The sequence below is a fragment of the Ciceribacter sp. T2.26MG-112.2 genome (assembly GCF_900492205.1).
GTDB lineage: Bacteria > Pseudomonadota > Alphaproteobacteria > Rhizobiales > Rhizobiaceae > Allorhizobium > Allorhizobium naphthalenivorans_A.
This window is the reverse complement of sequence record NZ_UEYQ01000001.1, coordinates 154234-170651: the sequence shown is the minus strand read 5'-3', so window position 1 is coordinate 170651 and position 16418 is coordinate 154234. Positions and strand designations below refer to the sequence as shown.

The 16418-nt window shown below is 64.6% G+C and carries 16 protein-coding genes; 2 read left to right on the top strand and 14 right to left on the bottom strand.

Annotated elements, in window-relative coordinates; translation table 11 throughout:
* Positions 1-49 precede the first annotated feature (49 nt).
* Positions 50-1690 (top strand): exodeoxyribonuclease VII large subunit, encoded by a 1641-nt coding sequence (xseA, locus tag DYZ14_RS00850; RefSeq protein WP_154718914.1) that lies wholly within the window; start codon positions 50-52, stop codon positions 1688-1690.
* Between the two features lie 109 nt (positions 1691-1799).
* Here the strand turns inward: xseA and DYZ14_RS00845 are convergent, their stop codons facing one another.
* Entirely contained in the window at positions 1800-2141 is a 342-nt protein-coding gene (locus DYZ14_RS00845; protein ID WP_154718913.1) for a hypothetical protein, read from the bottom strand.
* Between the two features lie 134 nt (positions 2142-2275).
* The gene (locus tag DYZ14_RS00840) at positions 2276-2773 is read right to left on the bottom strand and encodes a MarR family winged helix-turn-helix transcriptional regulator (RefSeq protein WP_154718912.1); all 498 of its coding nucleotides are present in this window, start codon (positions 2771-2773) and stop codon (positions 2276-2278) included.
* Between the two features lie 78 nt (positions 2774-2851).
* Here DYZ14_RS00840 and DYZ14_RS00835 point away from each other — a divergent pair, with 78 nt between their 5' ends.
* The gene (locus DYZ14_RS00835) at positions 2852-3739 is read left to right on the top strand and encodes an EamA family transporter (RefSeq protein WP_154718911.1); all 888 of its coding nucleotides are present in this window, start codon (positions 2852-2854) and stop codon (positions 3737-3739) included.
* Between the two features lie 45 nt (positions 3740-3784).
* Here the strand turns inward: DYZ14_RS00835 and DYZ14_RS00830 are convergent, their stop codons facing one another.
* From DYZ14_RS00830 to DYZ14_RS00775, 12 genes are all read right to left on the bottom strand, one after another.
* Positions 3785-5038, bottom strand: a complete 1254-nt coding sequence (locus DYZ14_RS00830) for an aminopeptidase (protein WP_154718910.1) — start codon at positions 5036-5038, stop codon at positions 3785-3787.
* Between the two features lie 105 nt (positions 5039-5143).
* Positions 5144-5617 (bottom strand): Cys-tRNA(Pro) deacylase, encoded by a 474-nt coding sequence (gene ybaK / locus DYZ14_RS00825; RefSeq protein ID WP_154718909.1) that lies wholly within the window; start codon positions 5615-5617, stop codon positions 5144-5146.
* 3 nt (positions 5618-5620) lie between these two features.
* Positions 5621-5971, bottom strand: coding sequence for an ArsC family reductase (locus DYZ14_RS00820; protein WP_154718908.1), 351 nt, complete (start codon positions 5969-5971; stop codon positions 5621-5623).
* A gap of 109 nt (positions 5972-6080) precedes the next feature.
* Positions 6081-7649, bottom strand: a complete 1569-nt coding sequence (locus tag DYZ14_RS00815; RefSeq protein ID WP_154718907.1) for a globin-coupled sensor protein — start codon at positions 7647-7649, stop codon at positions 6081-6083.
* 301 nt (positions 7650-7950) lie between these two features.
* The gene (guaA, locus tag DYZ14_RS00810) at positions 7951-9513 is read right to left on the bottom strand and encodes a glutamine-hydrolyzing GMP synthase (RefSeq protein WP_115668723.1); all 1563 of its coding nucleotides are present in this window, start codon (positions 9511-9513) and stop codon (positions 7951-7953) included.
* A gap of 181 nt (positions 9514-9694) precedes the next feature.
* Entirely contained in the window at positions 9695-10333 is a 639-nt protein-coding gene (locus DYZ14_RS00805) for a 5'-methylthioadenosine/S-adenosylhomocysteine nucleosidase (protein ID WP_154718906.1), read from the bottom strand.
* Positions 10330-10779: a PaaI family thioesterase gene (locus DYZ14_RS00800; RefSeq protein WP_154718905.1), complete on the bottom strand. Its 450-nt coding sequence runs from the start codon at positions 10777-10779 to the stop codon at positions 10330-10332. The genes DYZ14_RS00805 and DYZ14_RS00800 overlap by 4 nt, the downstream gene beginning before the upstream one ends.
* Before the next feature lie 87 nt (positions 10780-10866).
* The gene (locus DYZ14_RS00795) at positions 10867-11319 is read right to left on the bottom strand and encodes a TspO/MBR family protein (RefSeq protein WP_154718904.1); all 453 of its coding nucleotides are present in this window, start codon (positions 11317-11319) and stop codon (positions 10867-10869) included.
* Positions 11320-11361: 42 nt separating this feature from the next.
* Positions 11362-12444, bottom strand: coding sequence for a DUF1513 domain-containing protein (locus tag DYZ14_RS00790; protein WP_232365395.1), 1083 nt, complete (start codon positions 12442-12444; stop codon positions 11362-11364).
* Between the two features lies 1 nt (position 12445).
* Positions 12446-13549 (bottom strand): imelysin family protein, encoded by a 1104-nt coding sequence (locus DYZ14_RS00785; protein ID WP_154718902.1) that lies wholly within the window; start codon positions 13547-13549, stop codon positions 12446-12448.
* A complete protein-coding gene (locus tag DYZ14_RS00780) occupies positions 13546-15078 on the bottom strand; it encodes a di-heme oxidoreductase family protein (protein WP_154718901.1) in 1533 nt (510 codons plus the stop codon). The genes DYZ14_RS00785 and DYZ14_RS00780 overlap by 4 nt, the downstream gene beginning before the upstream one ends.
* Positions 15079-15126: 48 nt before the next feature.
* Positions 15127-16407, bottom strand: a complete 1281-nt coding sequence (locus DYZ14_RS00775) for an imelysin family protein (RefSeq protein ID WP_154718900.1) — start codon at positions 16405-16407, stop codon at positions 15127-15129.
* Positions 16408-16418: the final 11 nt, after the last annotated feature.

The window sequence follows — 16418 nt, the reverse complement described above, 5'->3', positions numbered from 1 at the left end:
AGGCGAGAGGGCGGCTGAACTTCCCCGCATTTTGCGCTAGGAAAGGGACATGACCAGTTTTGCCAGCGATGATTCGCGCTCCAATCTTGCCGAGTTCACCGTCTCGGAACTGTCGGGCTCCATCAAGCGCACGATCGAGACCGCCTTCGATCACGTGCGCGTGCGCGGCGAGATTTCCGGTTATCGCGGTCCGCATTCCTCGGGCCATGCCTATTTCAGCCTGAAGGACGACAAGTCGCGGATCGACGCGGTGATCTGGAAGGGCTCGTTCTCCAAGCTGAAATACCGGCCGGAGGAGGGCATGGAGGTGATCGCCACCGGCCGCATCACCACCTTCCCCGGCTCGTCGAAATACCAGATCGTCATCGAGCAGATGGAGCCGGCCGGCGCCGGCGCGCTGATGGCGCTGATCGAGGAGCGCAAGCGCAAGCTGGGGGCCGAGGGCCTATTCGATCCCGCCGCCAAGCAGCTTCTGCCTTACATGCCGAAGGTCATCGGGGTCGTGACCTCACCGACCGGCGCCGTCATCCGCGATATCCTGCATCGCATCGCCGACCGCTTTCCGGTCCATGTGCTGGTCTGGCCGGTCAAGGTGCAGGGCGAGGGGTCTGGCGAGGAGGTGGCCAATGCCATCCACGGCTTCAATGCATTGGCGCCGGGCGGGCCGATCCCGCGGCCGGACGTGCTGATCGTCGCGCGCGGCGGCGGCAGCCTCGAAGACCTGTGGAGCTTCAACGACGAGATCGTCGTGCGCGCGGCGGCAGCAAGCGGCATTCCGCTGATCTCGGCGGTCGGCCACGAGACCGACTGGACGCTGATCGACTATGCGGCAGACGTGCGGGCGCCAACGCCGACGGGTGCGGCCGAGATGGCGGTGCCGGTCAAGGCCGAGCTGGTGGCGCAGGTGGCCAATCTTGCGGCCCGGCTGTCGGGTGCCACCTCGCGGCAGATGGAGATCCGCCGCCAGGGTTTGAGGGCGTTGACGCGCGCGCTTCCCTCGCTCGACCAGTTGCTCGCGCTGCCGCGCCGGCGCTTCGACGAGGCGGCGACCGGGCTTGGCCGTGGCCTCGAACTCAACACCATGGCCAAGCGCCGCAGCTTCGAGCGCGCCGCATCGGCCCTGCGTCCCGACATGCTGGCGCGGCGCATCGGCGAGAGGCGCCAGAGGGTTACCGAGCGCGCGGCACTGGCCGAACGCATCGTCGAGCGGATGATCGACCGCCTGCGGGCGCGGGTGAGCGGCGCCGACGCCGTGCTGCGCAATCTGCCGGGACGATTGCGTGCCCAGACCGACCGCAACCGCGACCGGCTGGACGGCCTGATGCGGCGGGCCGACAGCGCGGTGGTGAACGAACTTCGCGCTAGTCGCGCCGCGCTTGTCGGCCAGGAACGCATGTTGCAGTCGCTGTCCTACAAGAACGTGTTGCAACGCGGCTATGCGGTGATCCGCGACGCCGGCGATCGTCCGGTCTCGCGAGCGGCCAGCCTTGGAGCAGGGGCGGCGATCTCAATCGAGTTTTCCGACGGCCGTGTGTCGGCCGTTACCAGCGGCGGCGAGGGCGCGCCGGGGCGGTCCGAGGTCGAGCCGTCGTCACCGCCTGCTTCGTCGGCCGTCAGCGCCAGGCCCGCAGCCGCGTCTCGACAGGCGAAGAAGAGCGAGCCGCCGGCCGGTCAGGGGAGCCTGTTCTGAAAGGTGGACGGCGCGCTGCCATCGCTTCGGTGCGTCCGCTGAACGATCGCCTTCATCGTCTCGGCGGTTCTCACGCCAAGGAACGGACGCGTTGACCCTGGAACGGTGCTCAGCGGTAATAGAGGATCCGGCCACCATTGGCCGCCGTCTCGACCCAGACGACGTTATGCAGGGCGATATGGCGTCTTTCGATCGCTGCCTGAAGCGTCGGATCCGCGGCCACTTCGGCCTGCGCTGCGCGCAGGCGGGCCGGCGTCTGCGAGGTCGGCTCTGCGGCCCCGCCCCCGCCGCGATCGGCATGTCCGGGCCAGACGGAAACGGCCGTGACGCCATCATTGTAGTTGCGCCCGAACAGGATCGCCGCCAATTCGGCGTCGTCGGCAATGGCCGGGGATGTCGCGACGGTGAGCAGAGAAAGGCTCGCGAACATTGCGCCTGTGATCCGTCCCATGGTCTCTTCTCCTTGTTGTGCCGATCGGGCTTGAGGGGCAACAATCGAGCCGTTCCGCAACAAGCCGTTCTTCGTTGAAGATAGGATATCCGCCGGGGATTTAAATGGGTCCGCGTGGCGGACGGCCCGCCGAATTATTCGAAGGCAGACAGATGTCGCCTCAGAAGCGCGTCGAGCGCCTGGCGTTCCTCGACGGTGAGCGCGGCCATCAGCCGCTCCTGATTGGCGACATGCGCCGTCACCGCCTCGTCCACCAGCGTGCGCCCCTTGGGCGTCAGCGCCACGAGCAGGCCGCGCCGGTCGTCCGGATTGGGCAGGCGCTCGACGAGGCCCTGCTTCTCCAACTGGTCAATGCGGTTTGTCATGGTGCCCGAGGTGACCATCATCGTCGCCATCAGGTCGGACGGCGAGAGACGGTATGGCGCGCCCGACCGGCGCAGCGTCGCCAGGACGTCGAAGGTCGAGCTGTTCAGCCCGTGGGCTGAAAGAACTGCGTCGATCTCGCGTGACAGATGGGTGCGCAGCCGAGCCAGCCTTCCGAGCGGCCCCATGGCGGAGACGTCGAGGTCGGGCCGCTCCCTGTTCCACTGGGCGAGAATCTGGTCGACGGCATCGGGCTTGGAAAAGTTCATGGGACTAGCTAGCCGAGAATTTTGCTTGACGTCAAGATATCCGCGGGTAATCTGACAATATAGTTTGAGGTCGAGATAATGGAAGTTAAGACAAAATCGCCCTTGGCGGTGATCGCCCTGACCGCGCTGGCGCCGGCGATCTGGGGCAGCACCTACATCGTCACCACCGGCCTGCTGCCGCAGGGCTACCCCCTCACGGTCGCCATGCTGCGCGCCCTGCCGGCCGGGCTTTTGCTACTCGCCATCGTGCAGCAGCTGCCGTCCGGCCGCTGGTGGCCGCGCGTGTTCGTGCTCGGCGGTCTGAACTTCACCTTCTTCTGGGCCATGCTCTTCGTCTCGGCCTATCGCCTGCCGGGCGGCGTCGCCGCCACGGTGGGGGCGATCCAGCCGCTGATCGTCATCGGCCTCGCCCGGCTCGTGATCGGCACTCCGATGCGCCGGGCGGTGGTGCTGGCGGCGGCCGGAGGGCTGTTCGGCGTGGCCCTGCTGATACTGACGCCAAAGGCGGCGCTCGACCCGCTGGGCGTGGCGGCAGGCCTTGCCGGGGCCGCGTCCATGGCGGCGGGCACGGTGCTCTCTCGCCATTGGCGTCCGCCGGTCTCCAGCCTGACCTTCACCGCCTGGCAGTTGACCGCGGGTGGCATCATGCTGGTGCCTTTGGCGCTGCTGCTGGAACCGGCGCTGCCATCCCTGACACTCGAGAACTATCTCGGCTTCATCCATCTGGGACTGATCGGCGGAGCCCTGACGTATCTCGTCTGGTTCTGGGGCCTTGCCCGCCTCGAGCCGTCGGCGGTGGCCTCGCTCGGCTTCCTGAGCCCGCTGGTCGCGACGCTGTTCGGCTGGACGCTGCTCGGCCAGAACCTGTCGCCGCTGCAAATGCTCGGCTTCGTGGCGGTGCTCGTCAGCGTCTGGTCGGCGCAGTGGGCCTCCCGGCCGCCGCCGGCAATGTCAGCCGCCGTCTGACGCTGGAAAGGCCGGCAGGACCGGCCTCTCCGATCATTGAACCGCTCAGGCCCATTCGCCCTTGCGCATCACCGGCACCTTCGCGCCGTCGGCGCGGATGCCGTCGATGTCGACTTTGTCCGAGCCGATCATCCAGTCGATGTGGATCAGCGAGGCATTGCCGCCCTGCGCCTTGATCTGGTCGGCTGTCAGCGAGGCCCCATCGAGGAAGCACTTGGAATAGCACTGGCCGAGTGCGATGTGGCACGACGCGTTCTCGTCGAACAGCGTGTTGTAGAACAGGATGCCGGAGGCCGAGATGGGCGAGGAATGCGGCACCAGCGCCACTTCGCCCAGCCTGCGCGCCCCCTCGTCGGTGTCGAGCACCTTTAGGAGCACTTCCTCGCCCTTCGACGCCTTCGCCTCGACGATGCGACCGCCCTCGAACCGCACCTGGATATTGTCGATCAGCGTGCCTTGATGCGACAGCGGCTTGGTGGACGAGACATGGCCCTCGACCTTCAGCGCATGCGGCGTGGTGAACACCTCCTCCGTCGGGATGTTGGGATTGCAGGTGATGCCGTTCTTGGCCGTGGACGCGCCGCCATGCCATTCGTGACCGTCGGCAAGGCCGACGGTCAGGTCCGTGCCGGGGCCGGCAAAATGCAGCGCCGCGAAGCGCTCACCGTTCAGCCAGGTCGACCGCTTGCGAAGCTCCGCATTGTGGGCCGCCCAGGCCGCGACCGGATCGGCCTCGTTGACCCGCGAGGCGGCGAAAATCGCCTCGGCGAGCTTTTCGACGGCCTCGGCGATCGGCAGGTCCGGGAAGACCAGTTTTGCCCAGGACGGGTTCGGATAGGAGCAGATGTTCCAGTTGATGTCGAAATTGGAGATGTGCTCCAGAGCCGGCTTGTAGGCGATCGAATTTGCCTTGTTGGCGCGCGCCACCTTGGCCGGATCCTGGCCGGACAACAGCATCGGATTGTCGCCGGCGATGGCCAGCCGCGCCGCGCCTTTCTCATAGGCCTTGGCCATGCCGTCATAGAGCCAGCCGGACGCCTTGTCGAAGCTCTCGTCCGGGGCGTGATCGTAGCGGGCAAGCGTCGCCTCTTCGTCGGCATAGAAAGTGGTGACGATGCCGGCGCCGGCCAGGTAGGCGTGCTTGGTGATCAGCCGGGCGAGCGGCAGGGCTGCCAGCGGCGCGGTCATCACCAGATCCTGGCCCTTTTCCAATTGCAGGCCGACCTTGACGGCCACTTGGGCGAGCTTTTCAAGACGGACCGGATCGACGGCGATTTCAAATTCGGGCAGGAATGTCATGGGGAAGCCTGAGGGTTGTTGGCGATAGGTGCGACCAGCCTAAAGCGCTTTGCGGCGAAAATGAAGGCGCCATGCTGGGGCAACCCCGGAAACGGAATGGCGGCTTCAACTGACCAGAGGGGCCGTGATGGCGCCCAGGACCTTCAGCGCATCTTGCGGCGAAAGCCGAACCTGGAGGCCGCGCTGGCCGCCGTTCATGTAGACCAGTGGTTCCGCCAGGGCCTCGACCTCGATCGCGGTCGGGACCGGCTTCTTCTGGCCGAAGGGGCTGATGCCGCCGACCACATAGCCGGTCGTCTTCTCGGCCACGGCCGGTTTCATCATCGCCGCATGCTTGCCGCCGAAGGCGGCTGCCAGTTTCTTCATGCTCACCTCCCTGTCGGAGGGCACCACGACACAGACCGGCTTGCCGTCGAGTTCGGCCATCAGCGTCTTCAGCACGCGGTGCGGCGCCTCGCCGATCGCCTCCGCCGCCTGCAATCCGGTGCGCTCGGCATTCGGATCGTAGTCATAGGTCACGGTGGTGAAGGCGACGCCGGCCTTTTCGAGAAACTGCGTCGCCCGTGTCGTTTTTGCCATGGCTCAGGCCTTCAGTTCGGCGGCATAGATCTCCGGCTTGAAGCCGATCAGCAGCTTGCCGTTCGCTTCCAGCACGGGCCGCTTGATCATCGACGGCTGGGCGAGCATCAGAGAGATTGCCTTTTCCGGGTCAAGATCGGCCTTGGCCTCGTTGGGCAGTTGTCTGAACGTGGTTCCGGCACGATTGAGCACGGTCTCCCAGCCGGCATCGGTGCACCAGCGCTCGAGGTGTTCCCGGTCGATCCCCGAGGCCTTGTAGTCGTGGAAGGCATAGTCGACGCCGTGTTCGTCGAGCCACAGGCGCGCCTTTTTCATCGTGTCACAGTTCTTGATGCCGTAGATCATGGCTGCCATGGAATCGGTCCTCGTCGAGGCTGGGCGGGAAAGGCGGCCAGTTCGGCACGCGCTGACTGGAATAACAAAACCGCGACATTCCGCAAGCGTGGCCGTGAACGGGGCTCCATCAGGCCGCCGGCCGCCGCCGCCCGTCGCCGGGCGCATCTTCCCCGAGGATCAAGGCCGGATTTCCCGTCTCGAACTGGCGGATCATCCCGACGATGCGGCCGATTTCGCCCGTAAGCGCGTGCGTGGCTGCCGTCGATTGCTCAACCATGGCCGCGTTCTGCTGGGTCGCCTGGTCCATACTGTTGACGGCAGTGTTGATCTCGGTGAGTGCAGTCGATTGCTCGCGGGCCGCCTGAACGATGGCGCTGATGTGATGGGCGAGTTCTCCGACATCGGTGACGATCGCCTGCAGCGCCTCGCCTGTATTGCCGACAAGCTCGACGCCATTGCGCACCTGTTCACCGGACCGGGTGATCAGGTCCTTGATCTCGCGCGCTGCCTGGGCGGATCGTTGGGCCAGTTCACGGACTTCCTGGGCTACCACCGCGAATCCTTTCCCGGCCTCGCCGGCGCGGGCCGCTTCGACGCCCGCATTCAGCGCCAGCAGGTTCGTCTGGAAGGCGATGTTGTCGATAACGCCGATGATATTGCCGATCGCGGTGGAGGAGGCTTCGATCGCGTCCATTGCCGACACGGCCTGCTTGACGATCTCACCCGAATGCTCGGCGCCGTTCTTCATCCGCTCCACCAGCAGGCTCGCCTCGCCGGCGCGCCGGGTCGAGTCGCCCACGGTCGTGGTGATTTCGTCGAGCGAGGCCGCGGTCTCCCCGAGCGAGGCCGCCTGTCGCTCGGTGCGCTTGGCCAGATCCTCCGCCGCCTGTCGGATCTCCTCGCTACCACTGTTGATGTGGCGCATCCCGGTCTCGATGGCGCCGATCGTCGCGGCCAGTTCTTGCGTCGCGTTGTTGAAGTCGCAACAGACCGAGTGATAGGCCTCGGGCGCGTCGTGACCCATGCAGTGGGTCAGGTCCTTGGCGGCGATGCGGGCCATGGCATCGCCGAAGATGTCGCAGACGAGTTTACGCTCAGCGGTGATCGCCTCGGCTTGCGCCTTCTGCTTGGCCACCTCGGCCTCGTCAATGTAGACGGAGATGGCGAGGTCCATGTCGAGCATCACGGCCTTGACCAGCGCGCCGAGCACCCGTCCGGTCTCCTCTATCTTGGCCCGTCCCATGCCGAACATGCCCTTTCCGGCAAAGGCATCGCGAACGACTTCCTGGACCAGATGATCAAGCACGATGGCGTAGCCGCCGATATACCAGCGCGGCTCGAGGCCGATGCGGGCATGCACGGTGCCGATCGTTCTGACCTTGGCGACATAGTCGGCGCTGAAGTCGCCTTGCGAGATTTTCGACCAGTGGTTCACCTGCGCGCCCTTGGCGCGATCGATATGTTCGTCGGAGGAGAAGAACCGGCGGACCTCCTGTGTCTTGCGCAGCTGCGAATAGAACTTGTCCAACCCTTTCGGTAGTTCCCGGTCAACCAGCGCCTTCAGGCTGCGGATTCCCTCCCGGTCGGACTTCGAAAGCTGCATGAAGTCGAGGCGCTGCTCGACATTTTCTCCGGCTGATGGCTCGACCGCATGGGTGGTCGTGGAATGCACGGTGTCCTGCTTGAAATTGGTCATGGCGGCCCCCTCGCCGAAAATAGATCTCTGGAAACTTCGAGTCGTCTAATATTGATCTCGAATCTTCTTTGGGGAGCGTAGAGTGGTATGGTTTATAAATTGTAACTTCTCTATGTATTGAGATAGGCTGAAATATATAATGATTATATAAATATAATACGATAGAAATTATCTTCTTAAATTGCCGATTTTGCCGTGGAACTATTCGGGGTGGTGGACTGGCAAGGGTAGGGCAAAACGAGTGGCGGCCGGTAACAAGGTCACCGGCCGCCAAGAATGTCCGAAAAAGAGGCAGGAAGCCTCATTCCCACTCGATCGTGCCGGGCGGCTTCGACGTGACGTCGTAGACGACGCGGTTGATGCCGCGCACTTCGTTGATGATGCGGGTGGCGGCGCGGCCGAGGAATTCCATGTCGTAGTGGTAGAAGTCCGCTGTCATGCCATCGACCGAGGTGACGGCGCGCAGCGCGCAGACGAATTCATAGGTGCGCCCGTCGCCCATGACGCCGACGGTCTGCACCGGCAGCAGCACGGCAAAGGCCTGCCAGATGGCGTCGTAGAGGCCGGCCTTGCGGATTTCGTCGAGATAGATGGCGTCTGCTTCGCGCAGGATCTCGAGCTTTTCGCGGGTGATGCCGCCGGGGCAGCGGATCGCCAGACCCGGACCTGGGAAGGGATGGCGGCCGATGAAGCTGTCGGGAAGGCCCAGTTCCTTGCCGAGAACGCGAACCTCGTCCTTGAACAGCTCGCGCAGCGGCTCGACGAGCTGCATGTTCATGCGCTCCGGCAAGCCTCCGACATTGTGGTGCGACTTGATCGTCACCGAGGGCCCGCCGGTAAACGAGACGCTCTCGATAACGTCGGGATAAAGCGTGCCCTGGCCGAGGAAGTCGGCGCCGCCGAGCTTCTTCGCCTCGTCCTCGAAGGTCTCGATGAACAGGCGGCCGATGATCTTGCGCTTGGTTTCCGGGTCGCTCACACCTTCCAGTTCGCCGACGAAGCGGTCGATCGCATCGACATGGATGAGGTGGAGGTTGTAGTGTTCCTTGAACATGGCGACCACGTCGGCAGCCTCGTTCTTGCGCATCAGGCCGTGGTCGACGAGGATGCAGGTCAGCTGGTCGCCGACGGCCTCGTGGATCAAAAGCGCGGCGACCGAGGAATCGACACCGCCCGACAGTGCGCAGATGACGCGCTTGTCGCCGACCTGGTCACGGATGGCCTGCACGGCCTTGGCGCGATAGGCCGACATGGTCCAGTCGCCCTTGAGCCCGGCGATCTTGTGGATGAAGTTGCCGATCAGCTTGGCGCCGTCCGGCGTGTGCACGACTTCCGGATGGAACTGCACGGCGTAATACTTGCGCTTCTCGTCGGCGATGAAGGCGAAGGGGGCGTTGGACGAGGTCGCAACGACCTCGAAGCCCGGGGGGATCGCGGTGACGCGGTCGCCGTGGCTCATCCACACCTGGTGGCGCGAGCCGGCGGACCACAGGCCCTCGAACAGCGGGCATTCCTTGTCGATCTCGAGGAAGGCGCGACCGAATTCGCGGTGGTGGCCGCTTTCGACCTTGCCGCCGAGCTGGGCGCACATCGTCTGCTGGCCATAGCAGATGCCGAAAATCGGCAGACCGCTGTCGAAGATGACCTGCGGCGCGCGAGGGCTTCCCTCGTCCAGCGTCGAGGCAGGGCTGCCCGACAGGATGATCGCCTTCGGCTTCAGCCGGTGGAAACCTTCTTCGGCGGACTGGAAGGGGACGATCTCGCAATAGACGCCGGCTTCGCGCACGCGGCGTGCGATCAGCTGCGTTACCTGGCTGCCGAAATCGATGATGAGGACGCTGTCGGGATGTGCTGTCTGGGTCATGGCGAGCCTTTAATGAAAAGCGTGGCTTCTTTCAATCGGAGAATTGTGCCGATTGTCCGCAATTCCGGGCGATCCGGCCCTACAGTCGGTCGCGTTGGTTCGGATTTCCGCGATCGGCTGCAGTCTTCTGTTTGCGCATGTCTTCTTCGCGAAACCGCTTCACAGGTTCGCGAGACATGCTTTAGAACCAGAAAACGCCGTCTTCCAGCGCCTCGAACAGGCTGTCGACCGTGAGCGCCAGCTTGCGATCGACGACGTGGAGATATTCCTTCCAGTCATCGACATGCTTGAGCTCCTGCTTGCCGTCGGAAATGCCGCGCAGTCCGATCAGCGGCAGGTTGAAGGCATGGCAGGTCCTCAGGACCGCGAAGGTTTCCATATCCACCATGTCCGCGTCGATCGCGTCATAGGTGGCGCCCGAGACGATATTGGCGCCGGTAGACAGGCTGGCGGTCGGCACGCCCGGAATGCGCAGCGGCAGTTCGACTGCGGCGGGCAGGTCGAGAAACGGCGTGCGGCCCTTTTCAAAACCGAGCGGCGAGGCGTCCATGTCGCGATAGGAGACCGAGGAGGCCTGGTAGATTTCGGTCTGCTCCAGCCTGGCCGAGCCGGCGGAGCCGAGCGAGACGACGAGATCGGGCCGCTGGTTCTCCGCCTCCAGCCCGGAGAGCGCCCGCGTCAGCGCGATGGCGGCCTCGACCGGGCCGACCCCCGTCATCAAAGGTTCGATCCGCGAGCGCAGGAATGAGCCGTATTCGGCTTCCACCGCCATGACGAAGAGGATTGATCTGCCCGAAACCGACTTGAGCTCGAACGTCATCCGGAAATCTCCTTGCGGCCGCGGACGACCATCATCGTGCTGGTCATCGAGGCAATGAGCTTGGCGGGGCCGTCGTTCAGGGCGTAGCCGCGTCCATCGGCGACGATGATCGTGGAGCCCGGCTTGGTGATCTCGCCGCGAAACAGGAAGCGCTCGCCCTTGCCGGGCGACATCAGGTTGACCTTGAACTCGATCGTCAGAAGCGAGACGTCCGGCTCGATCATCGTATAGGCGCTGTAGGTGCAGGCGGCATCGAGGGCCGCGGATATCACGCCGGCATGCAGGATGCCGTGCTGCTGGGTCAGCTTCTCGTCGAAGGGCATCTCGATTTCGACCACGCCCTGGCTGACGCTGGTGAGTTCCGCGCCGAGCGTGTGCATGGCGCCCTGCCGGGCGAAGCTCCTGCGGATCCGCTCGCCGACCGCGTCGCTATCGATTTCACTCATGGATGTGCCTCTTTTCGCAGGCGCGAAATTGGCATGCCGGATGCGCTTCGGCAAGCGGCCGAAAGGCGGATTCGGCCGCATCCTGTCCTAGTTCATCAGGAATATCGAGGCGTTGAGCAGTGTGGCGAAGCCCACCCAGGCGAGATAGGGGAAAAACAGCAGTCGCGCCACGCGATCGATCGGCCCCGCCTGCCAGATGAAGCCGATGATGGTAACGAGGAGGCCGAAGATGACCAGCAGGGCGAGGCCCGGTGCCTCGAGGCCGAAGAAGGCCGGCGACCACATCATGTTGAGCGCGATCTGGGCGAACCAGATCTGCATGGCGGCGGAGGCCGGCGCCTTGAGCCAGACCCTTGCCCCGGCAATGCCAATCAGCACGTAGAGCACCGTCCACACCGGGGCGAAGATCCAGGCCGGCGGATTGAAGAACGGTTTCTCCAGCGACCGATACCATTCGCCCGGCATGTTGGAGAGGCCCGAGAGAATGCCGAGCCCGACAACGGCGGCGATGAAGATGATGTGGATGACGGCTTTGCGCATGGACTTAAGATAGAGCGGAGGCGCTTGTCGCCAAGGGCGCGCTCACGAAATCCGCAGGATATGCTGGTCCCAGGCAAGCGGGCTTTGCGTCGTCTGGAAATGCCCGTCGTAGGAGGAGACGGCGAAGCCCGACAAGGCGGGTGCTATGCCGGCGGCATCGGCGACGACGGCTGTCGAAACCACCTTGCCGCTCCGTGCCTCGAGCGTGACGGCCAGCCCACCCTTCGGCGAGGTCAAGCCGACGAGACCGTCGCGCCGGTTGACGGCGATCGCGCCGACATAGTTGGCGAGGCCTGCGGTGATGTCTTGCGGCAGGGAGACGAAGGCAAGGGCCTCGCCCCGGGCGAAATGGCCGACCAGCGGCGGCGTATCGTTGCGCGGGCCCTCGTACTGGCAGGCGAACCAGACGCGGCCATTCTCGGCTACGTCGAGATGCCGGGTCGACAACTGGCTGAGTTCGCGCGGCATGACGTGCTTCTCGATCAGGGCGCCGGTCGCGGCATCGGCGATCACCAGCGAGGGTTCCATATGGTCGAGGTTGAGCTTGGTGCGACCGAAATCCGGATGGGTCTCGATCCCGCCATTGGCGATGATCAGGAAGCGGCCGTCGTCGCTGACCGTCATGTCATGGGTGCCGATGCCGTGGGCGGGAAATTCCCCAACCCGGCGGAATCCGTCCGTCGCATCGTAGACACCGATCATGCCGCGATTGGCGTCGAAATCGTTCTCGCTGGCATAAAGCAGGCGGCCGTCCGGCGAGAATTGGCCGTGGCCGAAGAAATGGCGGTTGTCCGGCGCGGCGATGATGATCGGTTCGCTGCGCTTGCGGGCGTTGAAGAGGACCGCAAAGGTGCCGGGACGCCGGGCGAACGCGACCGAAAGCCCGGTCGCCGGACTGTGGCCCAGGCCGTGGACCCGGTCGGGCAGGTCGATCCGATCGATGAACGTCCCGTCCTCGGCGACCAGGCCGATGCCGAAAGATCCGTCTGGCGCGCGGAAGCCGGAGGCAAAGACTGCGTCGCTGCGCTCGAGGGCGAACAGCGCGCGCGGCGAAAGCGAGGCGAGGAAGAGCGCACCTGCCGCCTTCACGAAGGATCGCCGGTCGATCAGCCCCGGTTTCCGCATCCTAGTCGCCGTCGGAGAAGGAGAAGCCGGCGGTAAGGCCGATCGCGCCGCCATAATCGTTGCTGAGGCGCAGGATCAGGTCCTTGCTGTTGAGCAGCAGGAAGTCGAGCTTGGTGCGCTCGATCGGATCGGCGACGGCCGCCTCGATATCCGGATCGATGTCGTTGGCCACCCTGACGAGCGATCTGGCGACGAAGTCGATCGAGGAGACGATCGATCGCGAATCCTCGTCGAGGAGGTCGGCCATGCCCGATTCCCGCATCAGGGTGCGGAGGGCTTCTATATTGGCCTCCACCGAATGCCAGGTGTTGCGGCTGCGCCAGTAGATAGCTTGCCGTGGGAAGGTGTTGTTGTCCGCGCCCTTGTAGAAAGTCTCGATCCGCTGGTCGCGGATCGCCTCGGCGCCATGGACCAGAATGCCGAGCAGCGCGGTAATCGCCTCGCGGCCGTCACGGAAGACCGGATTGTCGGGTCCGGGGTGTTTCCAGGCGTCCTTTATCCCGCCATCCTTGTCCCATTCGTCGGCGAGTTCGTTGCCGAGCCGCACCAGATTGCCGGCGATGGCGGCACCGTAGCGGCAGCGAAAGCCCTGCTGATCCTTCGGCAAGGCCTCGGATCCGGTGCCGAAAAGCACGAATTCAAGCGCGCCGAGCCCCTGCATGGCGACGCTCTTGTCCTTCAGTGTTTCGACCGATGTCGCGCTCTCGTCCGGCCTGGCCAGAATGGCCTGGACCTGCTTCAGCCCGGTGCTCTTGCGATCGGGATAGAAGAGGATGCGCTCGAAGCGGTTGGCCTCGATCACCGGCCCGACGCGGACGATCTCGACCGTGCTCCAGGCGGCGACCGTCTTGTCGAATGCGACACGGGCCTTGTCGAGGGCTTCGGCAGAGGGCCCGGCACAGAGCGCGTGCATGTCGGCCTCAAGGGTGGCCGACCGGTCGCGGAACCGATGGTAGCCGGGGCGAATGAAGTTTTCGACGGCCTTTTCCATGACCGCCGGGATCGCCTCGCTCTTCAGGGTCGCCGGGGTCGTCCCGGCCTCCTGCGCAGTTGCTGTCGCCGAGAAGCCAAGGGCAATGAAGAGGCCGAGAACGAGAGGTTTCATAACGACTCCAGGAAGGCAATCAGCGCCTTGCGATCATCGGGCGCGAGCCCTGCAAATGTATCTCGGGCCGCCTGCGCCTCGCCGCCGTGCCAGAGGATCGCCTCGGTGAGATTGCGGGCGCGTCCGTCATGCAGGAAGAAGGTGTGGCCGTTCACCTCTTCGGTCAAGCCGATGCCCCAGAGCGGCGCCGTGCGCCATTCCTGTCCGCCGGCATCGCCGACCTGCTGCCCATCGGCAAGCCCCTCGCCCATGTCATGCAGCAGAAAGTCGGAATGGGGCCAGATCAACTGGAACCGATGCGCCTTGTTTTCCGCCTTGCGGCTGGTCACGTATTTCGGCGTGTGGCAGGCGACGCAGCCCGAGGCGTAGAAGATCGACTTCCCCTTGAGTACGGTCGGATCGTCGATGTTACGCCGGGCCGGAAGCGCCAGGTTTTCCGAATAGAAGGTGACGAGGTCGAGGACCGGGTCGGGGGCTTCGGTGTCGCCCAGCCGGCTCTGCACGCCGGTCGGCATGGACAGGCACTTTTCCTGCGCTTGCGTGCAGTCGCCAAAGGGATGTGGGTCGTCCGGCGTCGAAATGCCGAGATCGCCCTTGAAGGCGCTGGAACTCTGGTCGCGCACGGAGGCGTTCTGTGCCTTCCAGCCGAAGCGGCCCAGTTTCAACTCGCCGGTGCGGTGATCGCGGGCCCGCGCCGCGCGGCCGGAAATGCCGTCGCCGTCGCGATCCTGCGGATCGGCCCGGGCAAGGATGTCGGCGTCAGTGATCGCCTGGATCAGCCCCATGCCGACCATCGGATTGGCGATGCGCGGCGAGAGCGTCGTCTCCGGGTCTAGCGGACCGTAGGCGAGATCGGCAATCGCATAGGTCGGCTTGCGCAGCGATATTGTCTCGCCACCGGCGAGCGTCACGGTTTCCTCGGTATAGGTGATCTTCATCCGGCCTTCGGCGGCAATGCCGGGAACGGCCAGATCCTGCAATTGGCCGCCATAGGTCGGATCGGGAAAATTGACGGCCGCAAGCTCGGCCACCGCCTGGCGTTCCTCGTCGGTGCGCGCCGGGCGGGCGAGCCTGAGGAACATCGAAGTGGCATCGGCTGCCCCCTCCGGCGGGTGGCCGCGTCCGTCCTTCAGGTGACAGCTCTGGCAGGCGCGGGCGTTGAACAGCGGCCCGAGACCGTCGGACGCCTGGGTCGAGGAGGGCGAGGAGACCCAGAACTTGCGAAACAGCGCATTGCCGAGCTTGAACTCCTCCTCCTCGGAAAAGGTGATGTTGGCGGAAAAATGCGAAAAGGCATCGCCGTTGACCGGGTGGGTCGATGTGGCAGCCCCGCCCTGCATCAGTTCGAACGGTTCCGGCTTGGAGAAGTCGGTCGTCGGGCTCGTGACCTTCTCGACGCGCTTCAGGTCTTTTGGCGTCAGATCCGTCCGCCGCACCGGATCATCGGCCAGAGCGGTGCCGAGCACGGCAAAAGACAAGGCGGTTGCGAGCAGCAGATGCCGGGGGATGCGGGCGGTGATGCGGGACATGTTGATGGAATTCGGGCCACCGGAGAGGTCCGATGGCCCGCCTTTGTCTTATTGGAACACGGCGTTAGGGTTATCCAGGCTGTCGGAACCTTCAAGCTCGATCGTACCCAGATCCAGCGACGCAATGACGCGCTCGATGGTCTTGGTCTGGTCGATCAGCCCGTCGATGGCGGCCTGGACGGTGGCGTTGCCCTCGGCATTGCCTTCACCGATCATCTGGTCATAGGCCTCGACCGTCTCGGCGCGCTTGGCCATGGCGTTCATGGCGTCGAGCGTCTTGGTGAGCTTGGCCTTCATCTCGGCGTCGAGGGCCGTATCCTTGGCGGCGACCAGTTCGGAGAGCGAAGGGCCGGTCATCTTCGTGCCGTCGGCGCGGGTATACTCGCCGGTATAGGCGGAAGCGATGCCGACGGCGTCGTTCAGATGCGAGGCGTGCGTGTTGTCGGAGAAGCAGTCGTGTTCTTCTTCCGGGTCGTGCAGCAGCACGCCGAGCTTCATGCGCTCGCCGGCCAGTTCGCCGTAGGACAGCGAGCCCATGCCGGTGAGGATGGCGGAAATGCCGGCCTTCGGATCGGCCGTCACGGTCTTCGTCGCTTCGCCGTCTGGTGCCCAAGCGGTGACCATTTCCTGGAGATCGGAAACCAGCAGCGTGGAGGCGGCCTTGAGATAGGCGGCGCGGCGGTCGCAATGGCCGTTGGTGCAGTTCTTGGTGTCGAAGTCGGTATAGGCGCGGTTGCCGGCGCCGGGACCCGTGCCGTTGAGGTCCTGGCCCCACAGCAGGAATTCGATGGCATGGTAGCCGGTCGCCACATTGGCCTCGATCTCGCCGGCTTCATGCAGCGTCTCGGAGAGGAATTCCGGCGTCAGATTGGTGGCGTCGACATCCTTGCCGTTGATCTTCAGCTTCGGGTTGGCAATCACATTGGCGACGAACAGCGCGTTCTCATCACTCTCGGTGCCGTAGGAGGCATCGACATAGTCGATCAGGCCCTCGTCGAGCGGCCAGGCATTGACCTTGCCTTCCCAGTCATCGACCACGGCATTGCCGAAGCGATAGACCTCCGACTGCTGGTAAGGCACGCGGGCCTTGATCCAGGCGGCGCGCGCGGCCTTCAGCGTCTCGTCGCTCGGGGTAGCGATCAGCGCGTCGATGGCAGCGTCGAGCGCCTTGGCGGTGTTGAGCGAATCCTCATACTTGGCATGGGCAAGCGCCGCATAATGGTTGACGACGGCGGCCGCGTCGGTGGCCGCAGCAGCGGGGCCGGCCATGAAGCTTGCCGAGGCAATCAAGAGCGCGAACGAGGCGCCAAGAATGGATTTGCGGGACATGGTCTCTCCTT